This is a genomic window from Ochrobactrum sp. MYb379 (assembly GCF_037479515.1).
Classification (GTDB): Bacteria; Pseudomonadota; Alphaproteobacteria; order Rhizobiales; family Rhizobiaceae; genus Brucella.
Map to the genome: position 1 here is coordinate 1 of NZ_JBBGYW010000021.1, position 25,949 is coordinate 25,949.

A 25,949-nucleotide genomic window follows, 5' to 3' on the forward strand; every position below is an offset into this window, starting at 1 on the left:
TTGCATTGACATAGAGCGTGCTACTCGTTGATCTTTTGTCTACGTTACTTTTGCTTACATCGAATTTCGTAGTATTACTCGATGATGTAAATGTAATGATGAACGTTCCGCTGGTAGGCGTATTATTGTTCTTGTCCTTGATGATAACTGATGCGCTGTCTTGTGCGATACCATCGGCTGCAGCGCCATCGTCGATTTTTTTCATGGTGAGATTGTAAGTCACTTCACCATCAGGCCCGAAGTGATATGGCTTAGAATCGGAGCTGCCATTGGTAATGGGCTGGTTCATATCATTAGTGGTCTCAATGACAGTAATTGTTCCACTTTCGATCACGTCATCGTTAAATTCGGCGTAGGCAATGCCATTAGCCGTTTTCGTATCAAATGTATTTTTTCCATTCGAGAATATGGCGCTTCCCCCAGATATCGAGAAACGAATACCCCAATTATTCAATGCCAAGCCATTCTGAGTAACTGTTACCTTCGCCTTATTGCTTGTTTTTCCGTCAGCGGCGGAGTGGTCTATTTTGAGGTCCAGTTTAATTTGCGCTCCACTTTTAACATCTTCGATATTATCCATCTTTTCCACCATCGATTAAATTTGTTTCTAATGAAAATTTAAAGCGAAATCTGCTTCATCATTTCCGTCGTCGGTTGATATATTTACAAAAACATCTTCTTTTGTAGTATTATATATTCTGACGGTCGCCATTCCGTCTTTTCCTAGTGTTATATTGTGGGATGATGGATAAGCACCGTTGATAAGCGCGTGCCCGGTAACAGTAATTGTCAACGTCTTAACATCATCCGGGTTTACAGTTAGCGTAATGATAGAAGGGACCAGCCCGTCAGCCGGAATATTATCAGTATAATTATAAGTAATGATTCCATTCTTGCTTAAAAATGAGTGTGGAAAGTAGGTTGCATTTGTCGTTGCAGAAATGCTGGGATCGTCAATAATTCTCGCAGTGATACTAACAAGGGATACGGAGCTCCTAACACGAAATCGTGCTAGGCCATTTTCATTAAGGATAGCGGAATAAGGTGTGTTTTGTGTTTCCAAAAACTCTGCGCCAAAGGAAATGTCAGCTTGGAAGCTTGTGCCCGGTGGCCCGGTAACTGTTGCCTCAACCCATGAACTCCACTTTGGTTGCTTCAGGTCGTCTGTCGGTGCACCTTGTGTTGCATCGATGTAAAATGGCACGCGGATCTGCTCTAATACATGCACTTCGCTGGCATGAGAAATGCCTTGTAAATCTGACTTTGAATTATACACCCTGTAGATCGCGAACCCGGTGCCGTTTGCTTTGATGGGAGCGATGAAATCCAATGGTATAAGTGCCGAGACTGAACCCGCTTTCGCATCGCTCGCGGTGACTGGCATTTTTGTGCTGTAAAGCGTCTCTGCGACAGGAATTTTTGCAGCGTCGCAGCCAAACCAATCAACAACAACCGTCTGGCCCGCGCTTATTGAAGGGTATTGAACATTGATGATTGCGCCTTTCGTCGCTTCAAGATTTTCGTAATCAAGCGTCGTAAGACCATTCACCAAAACGGACTGTGGAAATGTTAGTGGCGGATATTCCGAATATTTAGAATATTTCGAATTTATGACGTAAAATTTTAATATGGAGGAGTATGAAATATTATCATATATGTCTTTAACCTTATACCAAGCAATATGAAACCCATTTGATATATTGTTTATTGATATTTTTAGGAGGTACTTGGGTTTAACATTGCTAGCAACTTGTGATGTATAGTGGTCTATATCGATATATGCCGTCATTAAATCGTCATACAAGACTACGTCCCATGCCGGGATATAGATATCAATGTAAGGGTCATCCTTAGGAATGGTATCAATGTCTATGACAAGCTTCCCCTCAATTAGCTTGGCTTGGGGAACCTCTGGCGCACGTAGAGGTCGGAAGTAGTCGTTATTTTCAACAGAGTTCCTTTGCATCCATCCACCCTCAAACCTTTTGTGGAAGATGGGAGAATGTAATGGGTGGAATTGGACCCTTGCCAAATATCAGCGCATCGCCATTAGTTGAATTTGGGAAGAAGACCCTCGCTACGTTTTGGCCGGGTACTTTACTCAAAAGCTCAAATCGTATTTCGCTTTTGGTGAGTGTGACGGTCTTGCGCTTGTCTCCCGAATTGGGATCTGCCCCCACTATGCTAGCTGCGCTTTCCGGATCTATACTCATGCAAATTGTTTGAATACTGTCATTTGGAGCATCATCGCTAACAAATATGGTGACGGCGCAAGGTGTGTAATCATCGGCCGGGGCGCCATATATGAGATTATAGCCATCGATGTATTGGACGTCGGAAATATGGATTCCGGACTCAAACGAAGGTGATTGGGTGGCTATGTCTTCTGGGTCAGACATGTCATATGCAGAAACTTCCACGGTCGTTAACTGCATGGTTTGGCTTGCTTGTTTCGGTGGTTTAAAGCGCACCTGAAAACGGCTCGAAGCTAACCCCGTTTTTTCGTCAAGTTTCAGTACGGTGTTATAGGGAGAAGGCTGGTAGAAACCGTTCTGATATATACTGGCATAGTATGACACATCGCAAATTATCGATGCTCCCGGCTTCCCATAGACGTTGACTTCGTTTTGATACACAAGGTCATCATCTTCGTTACCAGTAGCTAATGCTCCAGTTGTCGTAATTATTGAAATATTGCTGCTCATTTAAAAAATCCTCGAAATAAATACTTGGCAACATCAGCCGTGTTGCCAAATGGATCAGAGCGTATCACGAGAAATGTAAAACCGTTTTCTGATCAATATCCGCGTGAAACAGACGGTTGGAACTGCAATGCAATCAAGTCAAAATGCTCTTTAGCGCGGCCCCCAAGTATCGATGTTCACCTTAAGTCTATAAGATTTAAGTGTCACGGTAGGGGCTTCGGCTGCGATCACTGTATAAGTAAAGTAAGCATACGATTCTGTGCCGTTGCTTGCCCGGCCTACGCCATTAAATAAATCTGCATCAAAAAATACGTTGACATAAGGTGACTTGAGATCATCATCAGATAGAGTAATCGTCGGCAAAGTTTTAGATGAATTTGCTGATATCATTGTGCGAGCTACATAACCAGTAATAATTACAGATGCGGTGAGCTGATCACCTTTTTTCGCCGTCCACTTGGTACTGGTTGGATAGGACTCTAGCGGCAAGAGTATTGGCACTGGTCTGTTGCGTGATACCGTATTCTCATTTATGATAGATGATCCAAGCGGAGGATCAAGATCTGCTACCGTATTGTCTGGTGGCTGATTTTTATTACCTTTCGCTGTAAACTGCAGATGCTGACTACTACGAATGATTCCCGTAGAAACGTTGCAAACTGCATAATACATATCATTGACGAAACCATCGTCGACATTAATGAAACTTTTAGTTATATCGGTCTCGACGGTGGGAGAAGTAGTTGTCGGAGTGTTCATCACTTCGGCTCCATTCAGTATAACGTATACTGTGTCACCTTGTGGCGTCTCCCTAGGTATTGTTGAAATTACTGGGAACGGATTTGGATTCAAATCCAGATCAAGTTCATCATTCTTGCCGATGCCACCTATGATGGGAGTATGGTGGATAGAAGGAACGGCATCGGGATCAATTACGCAAATTTTGTCTACTTCACTTTGATGGCTATAGTCCAAGCTGGCAAATAATTGGGCGATGCCCATAGCTCTAGAAGCATTCATATAAATGCTTGCTACGCCATTTACGTCAGTGAACGTGCGTATAATGATTGTGCCGTCATCGAGTACAGAGATAGCCCCCGTGGGATCGAGATCGGCTTCCGTCAAGGGCGTGTCACCTTTCTTATTAGAAAGGAATGTATTGACTGATTTTAAGAAAAAGCCCTGGTCCGGGGAATTAGATGTCTGCCATTGTACGATGTAGTCTTTAACCGCTACACCGCCCACAGTTATAACTGCGCTAGCTTTGATTGTCTTTGAAGTATCACTAGGATCCCCTACAGTTTCCGTAGCAAATAATGCTGTGCCAGTAGATTCAGTGACTCCTTTAACTTCCGTTGTAATTGCCTTCGTGTACAGAATGAATGGATCGGTATTTCGCACTCCGTTCCAAGTTAGTGTTATTTTCAAGTCATCGCCGGATAAATCGTTAGCTGATTTGTTCACGTATAAGCTGAATGCAACTTCATACTTACCATCCTTTACAATTACAGGCTTAGTAAGCTTAACGTTTTCGGCGCCGATAAATGCCCTGCCTAAGCCAAGACTAAGGTTCGCAGTTGGGGAAGTCACATCAGCAGCAACACCAGTTGCTTTGAAAATTAAGTATTGACCCTTATATAGTTGAGTATCTAAACTTGGAACATAAGCCATTTTATTACCTTATGAATTAGTAATTGAACATGTTTTAATTTGCTTGAGATTTAACGTATTTACAATATTGATATATAAAGAAATTTGATCTATTAATACTGTTATTAATGACAGTTAGGCTCGTTCAATGAAAAATATATCAGCAACTTATTTTTTAGTTATAACAATTTTACTGTCTACTTTCGGACATGTGTTTGCCGCATCTGCTCCGTCCTTCGATGAAATTGTACCTATTTGTGTTGGTACTTCAGAATCGGGTGGGTGCTCTGACTACCTAAAAGGAGCGCAAGGCGGCAACAGCGGAACAACTGAGGGTAATTATCACAGTCCAAGTGATGGTACGGGAGGCCGGGGTGCTGATGCGAGTCCAACGGTGAAGGGTGGTGCTGGCGGTGTCGCACCAGTTAGCGACGTGCATGGTACGGGCGGGCAGGACGGGCAGGGTGGTGCAAACGGCGGAGATTACGGTGCGGGAGGCGGTGGCGGCAGTATGGGTCTTTATTCCGTGTCCGGAGACCCGAGTACTCTATCTAATAAAGCGGGTGGTAATGGAGGCAAGGGCGGCGATGGAACAGTTGCGGGTGGCGGAGGTGGGGCCGGTGGAAACGCTGTATTATACATTCCAAAGCTTGGTGCGCATAATAGTCTGACGCTCGACGGTAATTTTGTAGGTGGCCAAGGTGGTGCGGGAGGCTCCGGGGAGACGCCCGGTCAAGCTGGCGCATCCGGCTCTGGAATAATAGTCGGAGGTTCTGATATTCATTTGACTGCTACCGTAACAAACCAGCTTTATGATTTCAACGTGCAAGGGGGGAAAGCTGCATCAGGGGGTGGAAAAGGAGGTGATGGCATTGTTATGCTGGGCAATGTAACCCTGCTTTATCCGGCAGGAGTGCGCTTTGGCTTTGTTCAGGGTGGCCGTGCGGAAGGTACACTGAACGGTGGAAGAGCTGTTTACATGCATGGCGACAATAATAAGGTCATCGCAGAAAAGAAAGGAAACACGGACTATATGAGGCTCGGTTATTATTCAGATGATGGCACGCTGGCTGTTCTGATTGAAGGAAATGGTAATTATCTTGATGTGCAATCTATCATTCTGTCAAAACAAGATAAGCTTCATGTCAAGGGAAATAATAATACTATTAACCTGATGGATGATTACACGAATAGTCTATATGATTCCGGCGACTATTATAATTTCCTTGCCGATGGTAGCAACAACACAATTCAGCTTGGCGGAGATGATAATAGTTTCGATCTGAAATACACAGCACCAAATCTTATGAAGGGTTTTGCAACCTTTAATAAAGTTGGCAAGACTACGACCTGGACTGTGACGGGTAAACAGCAAAATGATATGGCATGGCAGGTTCAGGAAGGGATATTAAAACTTTCAGGCGATGCAGATGTCGCGATGTCAACATCCATGACTGTCGCATGTGCGACACCCGATAAACCCGATACATGTGCGACACTCGATATGAGTGGCGTTACTGCAAATGGATTGACATTGCAGCAGTTATTCGGCGCTGGAAATATTACTGCCGGAAGCAAAGAAATTACCATATCCAAAGGTGGTAATTTCTCCGGTGTAATTCAATCGGTGGCTGGTCTTACTCTTACCGGCGGGAAGCTGACGCTCAGTGGTGATAATGCATACACGGGTGACACTCATTTGAATGGTGGTGTGTTGTCTATTGCAAACGCGAGATATATCGGCATTGCCACCAATAAGCTCATTTTTGATGGCGGTATATTACAGGTCACCGGCACGACGTTCACGGACACTACAAAACAAATCGTCTGGAATGCTGGCGGGGGCGGCTTTGACATTGCGGATGCGAGCAACACGTTCACCGTTGGTCAGGCGCTTGATGCTGGGGGTTCATTAACAAAGCTTGGCGCTGGAACATTGGTTCTTTCTGGAACCAATCTTTACAAGGGCGGCACAAACCTTAACGGCGGCACACTTCAGGTTGCGTCTGATACCAATCTGGGTGATGCATCGGGTGCGCTGAACTTTAGTGGCGGTACGTTGCATGTTACCGATACATTGAGTGCAGACCGCTCGGTGACGTTGGCATCGGATGGCGGTACGGTTTTGGTCGATGCGAACAAGACGGCTACATTTGGCGGTGTGTTCCAAAATGTGGGTGACGCCAAAGGCAGCTTCACCAAATCGGGTGACGGCACGCTCGTCATGACAGCAACCAATACATATACCGGCAATACGACGGTTGCAGGCGGCACCCTGCAATTAGGCGATGGTACGAGTGGTCATGATGGCTCGATCCTTGGCAAGATCGCTCTGACTGGTGGGAACCTGGTGGTCGAGAATATCCCGGACAATATTCCTCCGACTACGCTTTCTGGTGTGATCAGCGGCACAGGCAGTGTCACGCAGAGCGGTAGCGGCACGCTCGTACTTTCTGGCAAGAACACTTATAGCGGCGGGACATATCTCAATGCTGGTGTGGTTTCAGTTAAACAGGAAGATAATCTGGGAACAGGCACCCTTACTTTTGACGGCGGGACATTACAGGTCACAGGCACGCATTTCAAAGACACCACAAAGACGATCAATTGGGGTGCGAACGGCGGCGCTTTCGACATTGACGATGCGGACAATACGTTCACACTGTCGAATGTCTTTACCGGTTCGGGCAGCCTGACCAAATATGGCGCTGGCATACTGGCTTTAAAGGGTGACAGCAGCAGCTACAAGGGTAATACCACTGTCAGTGAAGGAACGCTGCGCCTTGATGACGCCAAACTCGGTGATGGAACAAGCACTGTTCAGGTTGCATCCGGTGCAGCATTGGGTGGTTACGGCAGCATTGGTGGCAACACCGATATTGCAACAGGCGCGACTTTATTGGGCCAAAGCGGCCAAAAGCTTACATTCGATAAAGACTTAACGCTCAATGTGGGTAGTAAGGTCGATGTCACTCTGGGCGCGCCAAGCATCAATGGCCTGTTTGATGTGAAGGGCAATCTGACGGTTGCTGGCACATTGAATATCACCGATGCAGGTGGCTTCGGCCCCGGCCTCTATCGTATTTTCGACTATACCGGGACATTGACCAACAATGGACTGGCTATTGGCACTGTGCAGGGTGGTGACGCTTCGCAAGTATCGCTTCAGACATCCGTCGATCATCAGATCAATTTGGTCAATACCGCTGGCGTTACGCTGAACTTCTGGGATGGCGATGATCTTACCAAGCACGATAATAATCACATTGATGGTGGGAATGGCACCTGGAATACAACCAACGACAACTGGACGGATAAAGACGGGCAATTAAACGGCAAATGGGCAACCGGCCAGTTTGCAATTTTCACAGGCACGGCGGGTACGGTTATCGTGGATGATAGCGGCGGTGCCGTATCCGTGAGTGGCATGCAGTTCTTCGTTAATGGTTATACCATTGAAGGAGGCCAGATCACTCTTGGAGGGCAAGACAACCAGATCAATGTTGGTGACGGTACGATCAATAGCGCCAGCGATATCGCAACCATTGCCTCTGTGCTTTATGGCCAGAATGGCTTCACAAAAACGGATTATGGCACGCTCAATCTGACGGGTGCGAACACCTATACCGGCACAACCACTGTGACAGCGGGCACGTTGGAATTGAGCGGAAATGGCAGCATCGCCAATAGTGGCGAGATTGCCCTTACAAGCACCCAGTTTGACCATGGCCGTCTGCTAATCAACAAGGATAATGATTTTACGCTTGCAAATAAGGTGAGCGGTATTGGCGCAGTTACAAAAGAAGGCGCAGGCACAACAACATTCTCCGGCAATAATACGTTTAGCGGTGGGCTGACGGTCAAGGGAGGGACAGTGAAGGCTGGTATTGCCGAGCACGCGTTTGGTTCCGGCAATATCATGGTCAATGGCGGTGCGGCGCTTGACCTTGCCAACTTCAATGAAAGCGTTGGCAGCCTTTTAGGTACGAAATCGGGTGATGGGGCAATCAATCTTGGCTCTGGAACGCTAACGCTTGATCAGAACCTGCATGGTGACTTCTCAGGAGTAATCTCTGGCACAGGTGGGATCACCAAGAATAACGATGGAGATCTGGTTCTTTATGGTGCCAACAATTATTCGGGTCTGACAGCTGTTAATGAAGGTTCTCTCATTCAGGGCGCAGCTGGTGGCCTCTCTGCTGCTTCCACATATAATGTGGCCAGCGATGCTTCCCTTAAACTGGGTGGCTTCTCCACTTCTATAGCAGGCCTGACCAATGCCGGAAATGTCTTCTTCGGTAGCACAGGCGGCGGCACTGTTCTCAATGTCTCAGGCAATTACATCGGCAATGGTGGCACGCTGCATATGGAGGCGGTGTTTGGTGATGACAATTCGCTCACAGATCGAATGAATGTCAGTGGTAACACATCCGGCACTTCCAAAGTCGATATTACCAATCGCAATGGTTTTGGTGCGCCAACGAATAATGGCATTGAGATCATTACGGTTGGCGGCAATTCAGACGGTATTTTTGCACTTCAGGGTGATTACGTCACGAAGGATGGCCAGCAAGCCATCATGACAGATTCTGCCTATGCCTATACTTTACAACATGGCGGAACAAATACGCCCAATGACGGCAATTGGTATCTGGTCAGCAAGAAAGGCAATACCGATCCGGTTCCCCCGGTTAATCCGGATTGTCAGAAGACAAATACCTGCCCGACACCTCCAGATCCTACTCCGGGGCGTTTCAGTCCGGCAGCGCCTGTCTATGAGTCCTATACGTCAACACTGCAGGCTCTGAATGCTCTGCCAACATTGCAACAGCGCGTGGGTCAGCGTTATCTGGGTGGTGCTGATCAGGCCAGTTCAGATGAAAGCTCGGGTGAAAGCGACAGCAAGGCCATCTGGGGTCGCATCGAAGGCGCGCATAATCGTCTGGAAAACGCGTCTACAGCGGGAGATCTGCATCAGGACATCAATACCTTCATCATGCAAGCCGGTGTCGATGGTCAGTTTTATGAGAATGAGAACGGCAAACTGCTTGCTGGCATCACCGGGCAATATGGCAATGCACGCTCGAATATCGATAACCGCACTGGCGATGGATCGGGCAGCATTACCACACAGGGTTGGGGGCTTGGTGCGAACGCCACCTGGTATGGCACCTCCGGCTTCTATCTCGACACACAGGCACAAGCCAACTGGTATGACAGTGACCTTGGTGTCGATGCAACCAACCCAACGCTTGCCAATGGCAACAAAGGCTTTGGCTATGCACTCAGCCTTGAAGCAGGGCAGCGCTTTGATCTCGACCCGTATTGGTCGTTGACACCGCAAGCACAGCTTACATGGTCATCCGTTGATTTCGATACATTTACCGATACCTATGGTGCGCGTATCTCCAATCGAAACGGTGACAGTCTGAATGCCCGTATCGGCCTTGCTGCCAACTATGCCAATAGCTGGAAAGGCAAGGACGGCTTGATGGTCAATACCTCACTCTATGGCATTGCCAATCTCTATCAGGAACTCATGGGTGACGCCCGTATGAATTACGCAGGAACCCATATGGCAACCAACAGTGATGACACATGGGGTGGTATCGGTGCAGGTGGCACCTATGCATGGGCAAACAACAAATATGCTCTGTATGGCGAAGGCTCAATCAACACATCGCTCAACCATTTCTCTGACAGCTATGCAATCAAAGGCAACATCGGCTTCAAAGTGAACTGGTGAGGAACAACGCATAAACCAAACAAACAATGCTCCTGGATCAAATCCGGGAGCATTTCCGTATTTATTGCAGCCATTTCTCGATGCAGTGAGCTATCAGCAGATTGCAACAAATCATGCCATATGAACCCATCCGCCATTTTTATTGGATGATCGAACACAGGCATCGATGAACGATACACCTCTTACCCCGTCATCAACGGTTGGATAGATAACCGCACTATCAACCTTCGCATTGTCACGTCGCGCCTGAATTGCATTTGCAGCTTCTGTATAGATCGTTGCAAAAGCTTCAAGATAGCCTTCAGGATGACCACCCGGAATACGGGTTACACGCGTCGCAGCCTCTCCAGCACCTGCACCGCCACGCGTGATCAGGCGCTTTGGCTCACCAAATGGTGTAAACCACAGACGGTTAGGATCTTCCTGCGCCCATTCAATGCCGCCTTTTGTGCCATAGACCCGCAAGCGGAGGGTGTTTTCATTACCCGGCGCAACCTGACTGCACCAAAGCATACCCTTGGCGCCACCCGCAAATCGCAGCATGACATGCGCATTGTCATCAAGACGACGCCCCGGAACAAAGCTGTCGAGATCGGCTGCTAAGCTTTCAAGCGTCAAACCAGTCACAAAGGATGCAAGGTTGAAGGCATGCGTGCCAATATCACCCGTTGCCCCACCAAGCCCAGACTGTGCCGGATCTGTACGCCAGACTGCACCTTTAGCTCCGGTTTCTTCAACCGCTTCGGTCAGCCAGTCTTGCGCATATTCCACCTGCACCACACGCAGATCACCAAGCTCGCCATTGGCGATCATTTCGCGCGCCTGCCGCACCATGGGATAGCCGGTGTAATTGTGGGTTAGCACAAACAATGCGCCACTCTCATCAGCGACTTTCTTAAGCTTCTTTGCATCAGCCAAAGTCGAGGTCAGCGGCTTATCGCAGATCACATGAATGCCACGGCGCAAAAACTCTTTCGCAGCATCATAATGCACATGATTTGGCGTGACGATTGCCACGGCTTCAATGCCATTCTTAAGGCGGGCCTCGCGGATCGCCATGTCCTTATAGCTTGAATAGATGCGATCTTCCGCAAGTCCTAGTTCACGGCCTGATGCCTGCGCCTTTTCGGCTGAGGACGAGAGAGCGCCCGCAACAAGCTCAAAGCGGTTATCAAGACGCGACGCCATGCGATGCACACCGCCAATAAAAGCACCCGCACCGCCACCAACCATGCCAAGCCGGATGCGCGGATTGGCTGTTTCCTTGGTCTTTGCTTCAATGGTCATAGCTATTCCTCCGAGCGCACTCGATCTGACTTCATCAGATCGGCGCTCTTACTTAATATTTTTTCGCGTATCTTGGCCGAAAACCGCTACGCACTTTTCGGGATACGCTTTACAATCCCAGCATACGGCGATTGGCGGCATCGTCGGTCCCGCCTGCGGCAAAGTCATCGAATGCCTTTTCCGTCACACGAATAATGTGGTGTTTGACAAACTCAGCACCTTCACGCGCACCATCTTCAGGATGCTTGAGTGCGCATTCCCACTCGACAACCGCCCAGCCGTCAAAGTCATTCGCTGCCATTTTCGAGAATACAGCACCAAAATCGACCTGACCATCGCCGAGCGAGCGGAAGCGACCGGCGCGATTGACCCAGCCCTGATAGCCACCATAAACGCCCTGACGTCCGGTCGGATTAAACTCGGCATCCTTGACGTGGAACATCCTGATCCGGTCTTTGTAAATATCGATATTGTCGAGGTAATCCAGACATTGCAGCACATAATGCGATGGATCATAAAGCATGTTCGCGCGCGAATGGTTCTTCACACGCTCAAGGAACATCTCAAACGTCACACCATCATGCAGGTCTTCGCCGGGATGGATTTCATAGCAAATATCAACACCATGCTCATCCGCATGATCAAGGATCGGCAGCCAGCGACGCGCCAGTTCATCAAAAGCCGTCTCAACCAGACCAGCCGGACGCTGTGGCCACGGATAGACAAACGGCCAAGCCAAAGCACCTGAGAAGGTAGCATGTGCGCCGATGCCAAGATTACGCGAAGCGCGGATCGCCATCTTCACCTGCTCAACAGCCCATGCCTGCCGCGCTTTCGGATTGCCGCGCACTTCCGGCACAGCAAAACCATCAAAAGCCTCATCATAAGCCGGGTGAACTGCAACAAGCTGTCCCTGCAAATGCGTCGAAAGTTCGGTGACTTCAACGCCGTTCTCACGCGCAACACCGGCAAACTCATCGCAATAGTCTTTGGATTCAGAAGCCTTTTTGAGATCGATCAATTGGCCTGCCCATGTCGGCACCTGCACACCGGCATAGCCTTTTTCAGCCGCCCATTTGGTAATGCTGTCCCAACTATTAAATGGCGCTGCATCGCCCGCAAACTGCCCGAGAAAAATCCCAGGCCCTTTGATCGTCTTCATCAAAAATCCTCCAAAGATAACGCAAATTTTATGGCCATAATGCAAATACGCGCCCGGCAAAGCGGGCGCGTACTTCAATATTAGAAAGGAGAATCCGGGAAGTAGAACTGCTCGGCATTGTCCTTGGTGATCAGCGTTGCATCGAGAATATACTCGCCGCTGACTGGTACCTGATCATAGAAATGACCAGCAGCCAGTTCCATCGCAGTTGAAACCATTGCTGGTGGATAAAGCACATCGACCGGCATTAGCTTGTCGCCATCCATGACCTTCTTGATCATGTCTTTTGAACCAGCACCGCCGATAACATACTGAATGTCTTCACGATTTGCCTGCTTGATGGCTTCGAGCACACCAACAGCCATGTCGTCATCCTGACACCAGACAACATCAATCTTTGGATACTTGGTCAGGAAGTCCTGCATCACGCGGAAGGCATCATCGCGGTTCCAGTTGCCATACTGACGATCAAGAACCTTAACGTTGGAGCCTGCAATGCCCTTGTCAAAACCGTCCTGACGCTGCTGATCAATTGGAATTGGCATGCCGCGAATGACAACGACCTGCGCATCTGGCGTGGTCTTGGCAATATACTCACCAGCGACCTGACCGAGAGCCGGATTGTTACCCGCAATATAAAGATCGCGGATAGAATTATCGTTGTTGCTCGGCGCGCGATCAACAAGCGCAACAAATGTGCCCTTGTCCTTGATTTCCTTGATTGCATTTACAAGCGGATCAGGATCGGTCGGCAGAACCACCAGACCATCGAGACCTTGCACAGCGAGATCCTGCAATGCATTGGCCTGGCTGGCCGCATCTGGGGACGTCTTAACGATAACGTTGAGGCCCGGATGCTCCTGCATCAATAGCTTGGCAACGCGTTCTGCATGATAGACAACACCCGCTGTCCAGCCGTGATCAGCAGCAGGGATCGATACACCGATCGTCACCTTTTTGTCCTGTGCGCTTGCAACACCAGTGAAGGCTAACGCCCCAGCTGCTAGAGCAGCAAAAGCAACGCCTAAAAGTTTTCCTCGCATTATTTCCTCCCAAGTGTTCGGGGGCTTTATTCCTGTGTGACCGGACCGCCCCATCAATCCCGTCAAACCTGCTATTCCAAGCCGTTAGTCAGCCCTCATTATCTTCGTGAGAGCGAGCGCTGTACCAGCATGGCAATGATAATAATGGCACCCTGGATAGCGCCGATCAGATATTCGCTGATGAAGTTGGAAAGCAGCATGATGTTGCCGACGATTTCGAGAATGAACGCGCCGCAGATCGTACCCCAGACACGCCCCACGCCACCGCGCAACGCCGTGCCGCCAACCACAACCGCTGTAATTGCCTGCAACTCCCACAACATGCCGGTTGTTGCCGAAGTCGAGCCAAGCCGCGGCACATAAAGCAGAACTGCAACAGCCACGCAAAGCCCCTGCACGACATAGGCAATCGTGCGAACGCGCTTGACCGAGATGCCCGAATAACGCGCGACGTCTTCGCTGGAGCCAACCGCAATCACATGGCGTCCATAACGTGTTCGATAGAGCACGAAAGCCGCAATCGCTGCCGTGACCAAAATCGCAATTACTGGAATCGGCACACCAAACACGTCGCCAAAATAGACAGGACGATAAAGCGCCTGAATTTCAGGGTTGCGTAGGGTAATTGCACCGCCCTGCGATAGCCATGTGGTCAGACCACGATAAATCCCCATCGTTCCGAGTGTCGCAATGAAGGGCTCTATCCCGCCCATGGTCGTGATCAACCCGTTGGTCAAGCCGCAAAGCGCACCCACGACAACGGCAAGCAACACCGCCGCAATCAGCATCATTACCGGATCGGCAATGACACCGCTGTTCATAAACATAATCATGATGCTGCCGACAAAAGCAGCCATCGCACCAACGGACAGATCAAGCCCACCAGACGAGATCACATAGGTCGCGCCTAGCGCGATAATCGCAATAAACGCACTGCGTGTTGCGACATTGAGCAGATTATCGATACTGATGAAATTCGGATTGGCAATTGTTCCAAGAACAAGCAGCAAAAGCAGCGCAATAAAAGGGGCAATCGCCCTCAAATCCCAGTCTTTAGACGTCTTCGGCGCTTTGCTCTTGTCATTCACTACGTCAGTCATTGACACCCCTATTTATAATTATGCCGCTTCTGTGCTGACGCCCGTTGCAAGAACAACAATGTCGTGCTCCGTCATGCGATCAGCTGTCACCTCACCCGCAATACGGCCTTCCCGCATGACAACGATGCGGTCGCATATCCCGATAAGTTCTGGCATCTCTGACGACACAACGATGATTGATTTTCCTTCATCGGCAAGATTGGCGATAAACTGATAAATCTGTTCTTTCGTACCCACATCGATGCCGCGTGTCGGCTCGTCTATGATGACGATAGACGGGTTCAGCAGCATCATTTTTGCCAGCAGCAGCTTTTGCTGATTGCCACCTGAGAGTTGCCCTGCAAGAATATCTTTGCGGCCGGTGCGAATATCAAATTCCTTGATCGCATCATCGAGCGCAACGCGCTCTTTACTTCGGTCAATCTGCAAGCCGCGAACAAATTTGCTGATTGATGCAAGGGTCAGATTGATGCCAAGGTCTTTACCAAGCAACAGACCTTTGCCTTTGCGATCCTCACTGAGATAAGCGATCCCGGCAGACAAGCTTTCATGCGCATTATGGAAATTGACGGGCTTGCCATTATGGCGAACCTGTCCCTTACCGGGACGAAGGCCAACAACGCCCTCCATAAGCTCTGTACGCCCAGCCCCCACCAGGCCAGCAAAACCAAGGATTTCGCCTCGGCGCAATGCAAAGCTCGCTGTTTTAACATAGCCGGGCACTGTAAAGTCTTGCACTTCAAGCACCATCGCATCCGACCGTTCAGATGCACGATCCGGATAAAGCTTGGCCACATCGCGTCCTACCATCAACCGGGCCATATCATTGGGCTGAAGCTCAGAAGTCATATGTGCTGCAACAAGCGTTCCATCACGCAAAACCGTGATGCGATCCGAAATCTCTTTCACTTCCGGCAGACGATGCGAGATATAGAGAACCGCCACGCCCTTGGCGCGAATATCACAGATCACTTTCAACAGCGCTTCGGTTTCAACCGGCGTGAGCGACGCTGTGGGTTCGTCGAAAATGACAACGCGGTGCGGCACCAACAGAACGCGTGCAATCTGTACAAGCTGGCGCTGCGCTATTGAAAGGCTGCCTACAATCGCGTCAGGATTGATGTCGGCGCCAAGATCGCGAACTGCCTTACGCGCACCTTCGCGCATCGACTTATCATCGACCACGAGCCCATTTGAAAGCTCGCGACCAAGATAAATGTTCTGCGCGACCGTCAGATCGGGTGCCAGCAAAATTTCCTGATGTACAAGCACAATGCCCTGTGCTTCAGCCTCAACCGGCCCTGAGAACGCGATTGGCTTGCCATCAATGTGAATTTCTCCGCTTGTCGGGCGTTCATTGCCGGCAAGCAGTTTCATCAATGTCGATTTGCCGGCACCATTCTCACCGATAATCGCATGAACTTCGCCGCCATAGATGCTGAGATTGATGCCTTTGAGCACCTGAACGGGACCGAAAGACTTTGACAGCGAAATAGCTTGAAGAAGCGGAATACGCGTTTCTTTTGGCGATGCAGTCATGCGCAAACGCCAAAGACAACGTTGTCGTAAGATATTACACAACGAAATTCTGATACATGAATATCAGCGTAAATATTCAAAAGCACGTAAACTCCTCCCAAAGTTTCATGCAAGACATTACCCGCCGATTTGAGGTACGTAAAGCAGCAATTATAAAAAGTATGCTTCCATTTAGCCGCTTTATCACGGCCATCGTTGTCCGTCTGAGATTATCAAGGAAGCAGAGTGGTCGTATTCCCACTTTCCGTTAAGCATTCGCATAGTTGGCGACATGCTGGCCTAAAGAGAGAACATCAATACCCCTAAAACAATCCGTTTACGGACCAGGAAATTCGGTCGTGATTATGACAACATAATTTGACGCCGAAAGCCTTGTTTCGACGGCGCGTTTTGAAGGCTGCAAGCGGAGGATTGTCGGCACGCAATACGGTTGTACGGTTCGGGGTGTCAGCATCGACAGCGCGACAGACAAAGAGTATATCCGAGTTTACCTTGGGTCATACCACGATTAACCGGCTTGGCTGTTCGCCATTAGGTGTTGTTTAGCATTCGCGCCGTTAATGCTGCAACGGAGGTGATGGCACTCATTGGATATTGAGAGCGAGTTGAAGTCAGTGCGGTCGGCTTCTTAGAGTTATTTTAGCCCCAGCCATGTGCTGACAGCCCATAAACCCATGGCTTGTTCGCCTGTCTGTTCAAAAACAGTTTGCCCTTCGACATGGTTGTTACCGTGCTGTACACACCGAGACGGCATAGCTCTAAGTAGTCCGCAAATGCCCCAGTTTTCTCACGCGTATCGACACGAGCAAACTTGCCTTTGAGATTTTTCAAGTGAATTGCCGTCAATTGAATGGCGTCTTCGTCGTTGCTTGCGACGATAGGGCCAATAACTTTCCCGCGGCCAAATTCGCGGCAGAAGGAATAACCGACCATCTGCCCGTTTCTCTCCAACCCACAGATTTCAGCCGTGTCGGAGATGAGTTGAAGCAAATGCATGCGGTTTGTGCCGAAGGCTTTGCAGTCGAGCTCGGAGATTTTTTCGAGTTCCTCTGCTGAAAGGGCTACAAGTTCTCCATTTGGCGATGGTATGGCGGGAAGTTCAAGCCCGACTTCTCCCTGATGTTGATAGACTGTTGCCTCATCGGTAAAGCCAAGCGTCAGGTAAAGTTTATATGCTGCTTGCGTCGCATTGAGGCTGAGGCTGCGACCTTTGCATCGCTCCATCACCTGTTCCATCAGCCAGCGACCATTGCCTTGTGCTTGTGTGCGGGGGGAGGTGATGACCATGCCAATGGTTGCGAAATCGTCGCCGTAAGGAAACCACATAGCGCTACCAAATACCCGGCCGATTCCGTCAATAGCGACCAGCCCTTGTCCGGTTTTCAACATGAGGTCCCAGTCATTGGGGCGATGCGGCCAACGAACACCCATCGAAAGACCATGAAGCAGGCTCTTGTCCACATCTGCTATGTCATGTGCGATCAATTCAAAAGATTTCAGCCGTACTGACTTTTGCATATCAGCCATTCCGATCCCTACCCGCTGCCCAAGCCCGACTTGTGGACATTCAGCCCTCAAGACACAGTGTTTTTGATCCTGCCACGCAATGCAATGCTTTGGGCAGGCGTATTTTGCCGCATCATTTCATAAATACCTCCGCATAATTAACTGCTTGATCGCCGCTATTCGCAATCATTGTTTGAAGCAGCAGCATATTCGGCACGGAACACTGCCCTAACACCATATTCTGATAGAAATCCGAAGCTCTGACTTTGAATGTGGTATTATGAACGTCGAAGAAATCCTTGCAGCTTTGATCGGCTTTCCATCGGTTGTTGGTACTCCCAATGATGCGATTGTTGGCTGGATCAGTTCTTACGCAAAGTCTGCGGGTGCTGACGTATCGGTTTTGCCCGGACCTGAAGGTGACAGGGCAAATCTTTTTATCACTATCGGCCCCCGTGATGTGCCGGGCTATATTCTGTCTGGCCATACGGATGTGGTTCCCGCTGGAGAGTCTGAATGGACGACTGATCCGTTCAAGCTGCATAAAGACGGCAATAGACTTTATGGGCGCGGCACGACGGACATGAAGGGCTTTTTGGCTTGTGCGCTTGCTGCTCTGCCGATGCTGGCCTCTCGTTCGCTCAAACAACCTGTCCATCTGGCATTTTCTTATGACGAAGAAGCGGGCTGTCGTGGTGTGCCGCATTTGCTTGCAGCGCTTCCTGATCTTTGTGCCAAACCGCTGGGCGCTATTATCGGTGAGCCAAGCCGGATGCAGGCCGTGCGCGCGCACAAAGGCAAAGCTGCTGCTCGGCTGGAAGTCATTGGGCGTTCGGGCCATTCATCGCGTCCCGATCTTGGGTTGAATGCCGTTCACGCCATGGCTGGCGTGATTGCAAAAGCAACCGCATACGGTCAAACGCTGGAAGCCGGGCCGTTCGATACCAATTTTGAGCCGCCATATTCATCGTTGCAGTTTGGCGTCATCTCTGGTGGACAGGCGGTCAATATCATTCCTGCTCGTTGCACTGCCGATGTTGAGGTGCGTGCCATTTCCGGTATATCGCCAACCGAATTGCTGGAGCCAGTGAAAGCAGAATTGTTCGCTCTGCGGGATCGCGGCTATGAAGTGCTTTGGCATGAATTAAGCGCTTATCCTGCACTTTCTTTGCCAGATGATAGCGCACTTTCTCAGTTGATGGTCGAGCTGACGGGGCAGGATACACTTGCTGCGGTGAGCTACGGCACGGAAGCGGGATTGTTCCAGCAAGCAGGCATTGATGCAATCATCTGCGGTCCCGGCGATATCAGCCGCGCCCATCGCCCTAACGAATATATCGAAATAAACGAGCTGCATGCGTGCCAGAAGATGATCGAAAATCTCGCCGTGCATCTTACCTCTTAATCGGAAGCAATTATGGCGTTTCTTTTCAATTCTGATGCAGTGCGTGGTGCCGTTTTCCGTGAAGCATTCTCGAAAGCCCTTCCTGATATCGAGTTTTTTCAGGCTGGCGATGAGATTGATCCCGATAAAATTCGCTATCTGATTAGCTGGGTCGCACCAGACGATATTGCGCGTTATCGCAATCTGGAAATTCTATTTTCGATTGGTGCGGGTGTTGATCAGTTCAAGCCCGGCAGTGTGCCTGAGCATGTGAAGCTTGTGCGCATGGTTGAAGACGGCATCATTCGCATGATGCAGGAATATGTGGCGCTTGGCGTGCTGACATTGCATCGTGAAGCAATTGTCTATCGCCAACAACAACAGGCAGAAACATGGCGAGCCATTTCTACGCCGCAGGCATCAGAACGACGAATTGGTTTCTTAGGGCTGGGTATGCTGGCGCAAGCCGCAATCGAACGCCTCAAGCCATTTCAGTTTCCGCTTTCCGGTTGGAGCCGCAGCCAGAAAGACATTGAAGGCGTTACGTGTTTTTACGGCGAAGACCAGTTTGCGAGCTTCCTGCGCCAAACAGATATTCTGATTTGCTTGCTGCCGTTGACCGATGAAACACGCGGCATTCTGAATGCCGACCTGTTTGCCTTGCTGCCAAAGGGCGCACGCTTGTTGCATACGGGGCGCGGGCCACAGCTTGATCAAAATGCACTGATTGATGCGCTTGATAGTGGTCATCTTGCGGCGGCTATGCTTGATGTTACCGACCCGGAGCCGTTGCCATCCGGGCATCCGCTTTGGTCGCATCCGAAAGTGTTGATCACACCGCATATTGCATCGGTCACGCAACCACATACGGCTGCGCAATCCGTCATTGAAAATATTCAACGCCATTTGGCAGGAGAAGAACTGATCGGCCTGATCGATCGCAAACTTGGCTATTAAATGAAGGGAACTACCATGTCACTTTTGATAACTATCGATCCAAATCCAGATTTCGCGCCGAAAGAAGCGCTGCCGACTGAAGATCGCCTAATCTCTGGCACGCCATCGTTTAAAACGTGGGCGCAGGATGCGTCGAAGAACGACAAGGTTCTGACAGGCGTTTGGGAAGCAACTCCGGGCGAAACCCATTCTATCAAGGGCACAACATTAGAGTTTTGCCACATCCTGTCTGGCCTCGTCGAAATCGAAGAGAAGGACGGCGAAACCAAGACGTATCGTGCAGGCGACAGCTTTGTTATGAAGCCGGGCTTCGTCGGCGTATGGCGCACGATTGAAACCGTACGTAAGATTTATCTTTGCGTTTACGAATAAGCATTTCGTATCCAGAATAATCCGCCGCTTTAAACCCGTCTGACGCGATTCAAAACCGTCAGGCGGGTTATTCTCAATCAAAAATGCGGCGCGTGTGGCTCTAATCTTTCGTCATAGAAAGTTCGAGGTGCGCCATGACATTAAGCTTTGATCCTGAAACGCTTAAACTCCCCTTTTATCATTATATTGGTGGGCAGCGTGTCGATGCTGCGGGCGCAATGGAAATGCATCGGCCATCGGACGGTAAAGCCTATGGCGATTGTCCGATTGCGGATGAAGCTTTGGTTGATCGTGCCGTAAAAAATGCCAAGGCGACACTGAAATCGAGCGGCTGGGCTGACAGCCGTCCGCGCGAACGGCTCAATGCAATGCACCGCTGGGCCGACCTGATCGAACAGGAAGCGCTGACGCTGGCGCGCATGGAAGCCGTTTCATCGACACGTCCGATTGCTCATCTCATCGAAGGCGATATAGCTGTCACTGTTGAGCAAATCCGCTTCTTTGCAGAATTTGCCGACAAGGAAGGCAGCGAAGTTGTGCCAACCAGCACCAGTACGTTTGGCATGACGCTGAGCGAGCCTTACGGTGTGATTGGCGCAATTACGCCGTGGAATTTTCCGATCTCTATGGCTGGCTGGAAGCTTGGACCGGCGCTTGCTGCAGGCAATGCAGTTGTTCTCAAGCCATCCGAAATCACGCCTTTTACCACGCTTTATATCGCTGAACTCGCCGTGCAAGCTGGCATTCCCGCAGGCCTCATCAACATCGTTCTGGGTGACGGTCCAACCACCGGCAATGCCATTACCGGCCATCCCGATATTTCTAAGGTCAGCTTTACCGGATCGACAGCTGCTGGTGCCGCAATCATGGAAAATATTGCGCGCACCGGCATCAAGCCTATGACCCTTGAGCTTGGGGGTAAAAGTCCGCAGGTGGTGTTTGCCGATGCGGATCTCGAATTGGCGGCATCTGCTATCACGCGTGGAATTCTCAGCAATGCCGGGCAGGCCTGTGTCGCGGGTTCGCGCCTGATTGTTGCGGAAGAAATCGCCGATGCTTTGAGCGAAGCGATTGCGCGCCATATGGCGAATATCAAGCCGGGTGTGACATGGGACGAGAATACCCAATATTCTCCAATCATCTCCGAACGCCAGATTTGCCGCATTGATGAGATTGTGCAGAAGGCCGTCAGCCTTGGCGCACAAAGTGTTGTGGGCGGCAAGCGAATGGATCGTGAAGGCTATTTTTATGAGCCAACTTTGCTTCGCGGTGTTGATGAAAACTCCCCCGCTGTGACCGAAGAAATCTTTGGTCCTGTGCTGACACTTCAGACATTCAAAGATGAAGACGAGGCATTAGCACTTGCCGATCATCCGACCTATGGGCTGGCGGCAGGCCTTTTCACCCGAGATTTGTCTCGTGCGTTGCGTGTCACCAAGGCTTTGCAGGCAGGCACCATTTGGGTCAACCGTTATGGCCGTTCACGGGATCATATCTTACCGACTGGTGGCTATAAAAGCTCTGGCATTGGCAAAGACCTCGGGCGCGATGCCTATCTTGCGAACCGCAAAACTAAAAGCGTTTTGATAGATATCTAGATTTTTCAACGCGCATCCCGAAAACCGCTTCACACTTTTCGGGATGCGCTCTTAGGGGAACAAACAATGACAACTTATTCGATTGCACTCATTCCGGGCGACGGTATCGGTAAAAGCGTAACCGATGCGACGTGGCAGGTTTTGCAAGCTGCTGCAAAGTGTAATGGATTTGCGTTGGAAGGGACCAGCTTTCCATGGTCTTGTGAATATTACCATGAGACCGGCGCGATGATGCCAGCAGATGGTATCGAGAAGCTGCGTAAGTTCGATGCGATTTATCTTGGTGCCGTTGGCTGGCCTGCGGAAGTACCGGATTCTGTATCGCTGCACGGCTTGTTGCTGCCGATCCGCAAAGCTTTTGTGCAATACGCGAATATCCGCCCGCATCGCCTGTTGCCGGGTGTAACTGGCCCGCTCCGCTCTGAAGGCTTTGATATTCTTTGCATTCGCGAGAACACCGAGGGCGAATATTCGGGCGCTGGTGGACGCGTCCATTCAGGTACGAAAGATGAAGTTGCAGTCGAAACTGCGATCTTCACCCGCACCGGCGTCGAACGCATCATCCGTTTTGGCTTTGAGCAGGCACGCGCTCGCCGCAAGAAGCTGGCTTCGGTGACGAAATCCAATGCGCAGAAATATTCGATGGTTTTCTGGGACGAAGTGACAAAGGATGTTGCCAAAGAATATCCCGATGTTGAGGTCTCACATTACCATATCGATACTATGGCAGCGCGTATGGTTATGGCACCGGAAAGCCTAGACGTGATCGTGGCTTCAAACCTCTTTGGCGATATTCTGACTGATCTGGGTGCGGCCATTCAGGGCGGCCTTGGCTATGCGGCGTCTGCCAACATCAATCCCGATCGCACAGCGCCTTCCATGTTTGAGCCAGTTCATGGCTCTGCACCTGACATCGCGCATCTCGGCATTGCCAACCCAATTGCGGCTATCTGGTCTGGTGCGATGATGCTCGATCATCTTGGCGAGCATCAGGCTGCAAAAGATGTGATGGCAGCAATCGAAACAGCGACGGCTCAGGGTATCGGAACCGTTGCGGGTAAAGATAAGACGGATGCGATTACGCAGGCCGTGCTTTCAGCTTTGGCATAAGAGGTCGTCATGCATACGTTAAAAGATCAGGCGCTTTTCCGCCAACAGGGCCTCATTGGCGGGGTCTGGCAGGATGCTGAGTCTGGCGCCACGGTCGATGTTACCAATCCTGCAAGCCTCAGCACTTTAGGCACAATCCCGGATATGAGTGGCAAGGAAACGCGAGCAGCAATTGATGCTGCAGCGGAAGCTTTCAAGCCTTGGAAAAAGAAAACCCATGCCGAGCGCGCTGCGTTGCTTGAGCGCTGGTTTGCGCTGATGATTGAGCATGAGCAGGATCTTGCTCTTCTGCTGACACAGGAGCAGGGAAAACCACTCAATGAAGCATTGGGTGAAATCCGATACGGTGCGTCGTTCGTCAAATGGTTTGCAGAAGAAGCGCGTCGTATTGATGGCGGCAGCATTCCGTCGCCAACGGCAGACCGCCGTATTCTGGTGCTCAAAGAAGCAGTCGGTGTTTGCGCGATTATCACGCCGTGGAATTTCCCGAATGCGATGATTACCCGCAAGGTTGCACCTGCATTGGCGGCTGGCTGTACAGTTGTCATCAAACCTTCAGAGTTCACGCCATTTTCGGCGCTCGCACTTGGTGTGTTGGCTGAAAGGGCTGGGATACCCGCTGGTGTCATCAATATCGTTACCGGCATGCCAACGGAAATTGGCAATGAGTTGATGGCCAATGAAACCGTGCGCAAAATTTCGTTTACGGGTTCAACGCGCGTTGGCTCACTTTTGATGAAGGGCGCTGCTGACAGTATCAAGCGTTTGAGCTTGGAGCTTGGCGGCAATGCGCCGTTTATCGTGTTTGACGATGCTGATCTCGATCAGGCTGTGGAAGGTGCTATTGCCTCTAAATTCCGCAATGGTGGCCAGACCTGTGTTTGTTCAAATCGCATTTTGGTGCAGTCCGGAATTTACGATGCTTTCGCAGCTAAGCTTTCGGCTCGTGTTGCAAAAATGAAGGTCGGCGTTGGCACGGAAGAGGGCGTTGCGATTGGTCCGATGATCAATCATGCGGCGATTGAAAAGATTGAACGCCATGTGAGTGACGCTCTGGGCCGTGGTGCAAAACTTCTGGCACAAAGCGAAAGCATGCCGGAAGGTCGTCAATATGCACGTCCGATTGTGCTGGGTGATGCCACAACCGATATGCTGCTGGCTTCCGAAGAAACCTTCGGTCCTGTCGCGCCACTTTTCCGCTTTGAAACGGAAGAGGAAGCGATTGAAATTGCCAATGGAACACCATTTGGTCTGGCAGCTTATTTCTTTACCGAGAACCTAAAACGTTCATGGCGGGTCGCGGAAGCACTGGAGTTTGGCATGGTCGGCTTGAACACGGGTGCGATTTCGACGGAAGTTGCACCTTTTGGCGGCGTCAAACAGTCCGGGCTTGGCCGTGAAGGTTCAAAGCTCGGTATTGATGAATATCTGGAAATCAAAACGCTGCATGTCGGTGGATTATGAGAATGAAAAAGGGCGGTTAAACCGCCCTTTTTTGACTTCACTGAAACTTGTCGAGCATCTTGTAATAGAGGCCGACCATCGGCAAAAACCATGGCTTTCCGGAGTAGCCGGGAATAGTAGGCCATTCGAGGCCTGAAATTGGATTGTTGTCGCCGCGTCCGAGGATTGCGTCTGCCAGATAGATACCCATCTGCGTTGACATTTGTGCGCCATGACCGGAATAGCCCATCGCATACCAGACACCATCGGCAAAGCCTGCGCGCGGATAGCGGTCCTGAGTCATATCGACGAGACCACCCCAGCAATAATCGATTTTGACATTGGCAAGATGCGGGAAAATCTTGATGAGGCTCTCGCGTAAAATTGCGCCGCTTTTGCTATCGGAACGCTGGTCTGATGTCGTGGAAAAGCGAGCGCGACCGCCGAAAATCATGCGATTATCCGGTGCAAGTCGGAAATAATTGCCGATATTCATCGACGTAACGTAGGTGCGATTGCCGGGCATGATGGTGGCGATTTCGCTTTCAGTCAGCGGTTGGGTTGCGATGATGAAACTGCCGACCGGAATGATACGCTTGCGGAAATAGGAAAAGCTGTCGGTTGTGTAGGCGCCGGTTGCTAAAATTATAGTGTCAGCAGTCACTGTGCCGCGCGATGTAACGATCTGGTGCTGGTTGCCGAGCTTTTTGCGCTCCTGAACGGTTGTATTTTCATAAATGATCGCACCATGGCGCGCTGCTGCCGCAGCCAAGCCGGTCACATAGCGCCCCATATGCATCATGGCGCTTTTTTTGGAAAGCATGGCGCCATGAAAATCATTGGAGCCGACTTCACCTGAAAGCTGATCACGACGCAATAAGGCGGTATCAGGATCGACTTCCGCATGAATGGCTTCAAAATTGCGCGCAAGACCATCAAAATGGGCGGGCTTTGAAGCGAGTTTCAGTTTACCAGCGCGGCGGAAAGAGCAATCGATATTTTCTTCGGCAACAATGCGTTCGATTGTATCGACGGAATCATCAAAGGCTTTGTAGAGAGCCTTGGCGCGCTCTGCGCCAAGGTGTTGTTTTGCAGCAATAAAGCTGTGCGCGAGACCATTGTTAAGATGGCCGCCATTACGTCCTGAAGCACCGGAGCCGACCAGCCCCGTTTCAAAGACCGCGACGCGGCTGCCAGCTTTGGCAAGATGCAATGCAGCCGAAAGGCCGGTGAAACCACCGCCAATAATGGCAACATCATAATGCCCTTCCGGCGGGTTCTTTTCGCCGGCAGTAAAAGGCGGTGTGGTGTCGTGCCAGTAGGGTTTAAATTGCATCTTGCTAAGCC

Annotated in this window: 18 protein-coding genes; 7 read left to right on the forward strand and 11 right to left on the reverse strand. The window is 50.2% G+C overall.

Annotated features, from left to right (window positions below):
• The 4 genes from WH356_RS22145 to WH356_RS22160 all read right to left on the reverse strand — a co-directional run.
• Positions 1-580: hypothetical protein (locus WH356_RS22145; protein WP_339514747.1), on the reverse strand; the 580-nt coding region annotated here is incomplete at its 3' end.
• Between the two features lie 27 nt (positions 581-607).
• Positions 608-1,966, reverse strand: a complete 1,359-nt coding sequence (locus tag WH356_RS22150) for a hypothetical protein (protein ID WP_339514749.1) — start codon at positions 1,964-1,966, stop codon at positions 608-610.
• A gap of 10 nt (positions 1,967-1,976) precedes the next feature.
• Positions 1,977-2,705: a hypothetical protein gene (locus WH356_RS22155; protein WP_339514751.1), complete on the reverse strand. Its 729-nt coding sequence runs from the start codon at positions 2,703-2,705 to the stop codon at positions 1,977-1,979.
• 150 nt (positions 2,706-2,855) lie between these two features.
• Complete coding sequence (locus WH356_RS22160) at positions 2,856-4,376, reverse strand: hypothetical protein (RefSeq protein WP_339514753.1); 1,521 nt, start codon at positions 4,374-4,376, stop codon at positions 2,856-2,858.
• Between the two features lie 373 nt (positions 4,377-4,749).
• Here WH356_RS22160 and WH356_RS22165 point away from each other — a divergent pair, with 373 nt between their 5' ends.
• Positions 4,750-10,101, forward strand: coding sequence for an autotransporter outer membrane beta-barrel domain-containing protein (locus WH356_RS22165; RefSeq protein WP_339514755.1), 5,352 nt, complete (start codon positions 4,750-4,752; stop codon positions 10,099-10,101).
• A 111-nt stretch (positions 10,102-10,212) separates the two neighbouring features.
• On the opposite strand, the gene WH356_RS22170 is transcribed toward WH356_RS22165, so the two are convergent.
• From WH356_RS22170 to WH356_RS22195, 6 genes are all read right to left on the reverse strand, one after another.
• Positions 10,213-11,388, reverse strand: a complete 1,176-nt coding sequence (locus WH356_RS22170; RefSeq protein ID WP_339514757.1) for a Gfo/Idh/MocA family protein — start codon at positions 11,386-11,388, stop codon at positions 10,213-10,215.
• 109 nt (positions 11,389-11,497) lie between these two features.
• Complete coding sequence (locus tag WH356_RS22175) at positions 11,498-12,550, reverse strand: sugar phosphate isomerase/epimerase family protein (protein WP_339514759.1); 1,053 nt, start codon at positions 12,548-12,550, stop codon at positions 11,498-11,500.
• Between the two features lie 80 nt (positions 12,551-12,630).
• Positions 12,631-13,593, reverse strand: coding sequence for a substrate-binding domain-containing protein (locus WH356_RS22180; protein ID WP_339514761.1), 963 nt, complete (start codon positions 13,591-13,593; stop codon positions 12,631-12,633).
• Positions 13,594-13,691: 98 nt separating this feature from the next.
• On the reverse strand, positions 13,692-14,693 hold the full coding sequence (locus WH356_RS22185; protein WP_339514763.1) for an ABC transporter permease: 1,002 nt from the start codon (positions 14,691-14,693) through the stop codon (positions 13,692-13,694).
• Positions 14,694-14,711: 18 nt separating this feature from the next.
• Positions 14,712-16,232, reverse strand: a complete 1,521-nt coding sequence (locus WH356_RS22190) for a sugar ABC transporter ATP-binding protein (protein ID WP_339514765.1) — start codon at positions 16,230-16,232, stop codon at positions 14,712-14,714.
• Between the two features lie 639 nt (positions 16,233-16,871).
• Positions 16,872-17,750, reverse strand: coding sequence for a GNAT family N-acetyltransferase (locus WH356_RS22195; protein ID WP_339514853.1), 879 nt, complete (start codon positions 17,748-17,750; stop codon positions 16,872-16,874).
• A gap of 268 nt (positions 17,751-18,018) precedes the next feature.
• Between WH356_RS22195 and argE the strand changes: the two genes are divergently transcribed.
• The 6 genes from argE (at position 18,019) to WH356_RS22225 (ending at position 24,623) form a co-directional block, all read left to right on the forward strand.
• The gene (gene argE, locus WH356_RS22200; protein WP_339514767.1) at positions 18,019-19,143 is read left to right on the forward strand and encodes an acetylornithine deacetylase; all 1,125 of its coding nucleotides are present in this window, start codon (positions 18,019-18,021) and stop codon (positions 19,141-19,143) included.
• Between the two features lie 12 nt (positions 19,144-19,155).
• Positions 19,156-20,079 carry a 2-hydroxyacid dehydrogenase gene (locus WH356_RS22205; protein ID WP_339514769.1) on the forward strand — a complete coding sequence of 308 codons (924 nt, stop codon included), beginning with the start codon at positions 19,156-19,158 and terminating at the stop codon, positions 20,077-20,079.
• Positions 20,080-20,094: 15 nt separating this feature from the next.
• Positions 20,095-20,451, forward strand: a complete 357-nt coding sequence (locus tag WH356_RS22210) for a cupin domain-containing protein (RefSeq protein WP_310013756.1) — start codon at positions 20,095-20,097, stop codon at positions 20,449-20,451.
• Between the two features lie 134 nt (positions 20,452-20,585).
• A complete protein-coding gene (locus tag WH356_RS22215) occupies positions 20,586-22,049 on the forward strand; it encodes an aldehyde dehydrogenase family protein (RefSeq protein ID WP_339514773.1) in 1,464 nt (487 codons plus the stop codon).
• Positions 22,050-22,115: 66 nt separating this feature from the next.
• Positions 22,116-23,159 carry a tartrate dehydrogenase gene (locus WH356_RS22220; RefSeq protein WP_339514775.1) on the forward strand — a complete coding sequence of 348 codons (1,044 nt, stop codon included), beginning with the start codon at positions 22,116-22,118 and terminating at the stop codon, positions 23,157-23,159.
• Positions 23,160-23,168: 9 nt separating this feature from the next.
• Positions 23,169-24,623, forward strand: coding sequence for an NAD-dependent succinate-semialdehyde dehydrogenase (locus WH356_RS22225; protein ID WP_339514777.1), 1,455 nt, complete (start codon positions 23,169-23,171; stop codon positions 24,621-24,623).
• 37 nt (positions 24,624-24,660) lie between these two features.
• Here the strand turns inward: WH356_RS22225 and WH356_RS22230 are convergent, their stop codons facing one another.
• A complete protein-coding gene (locus WH356_RS22230) occupies positions 24,661-25,938 on the reverse strand; it encodes an NAD(P)/FAD-dependent oxidoreductase (RefSeq protein WP_339514779.1) in 1,278 nt (425 codons plus the stop codon).
• Positions 25,939-25,949: the final 11 nt, after the last annotated feature.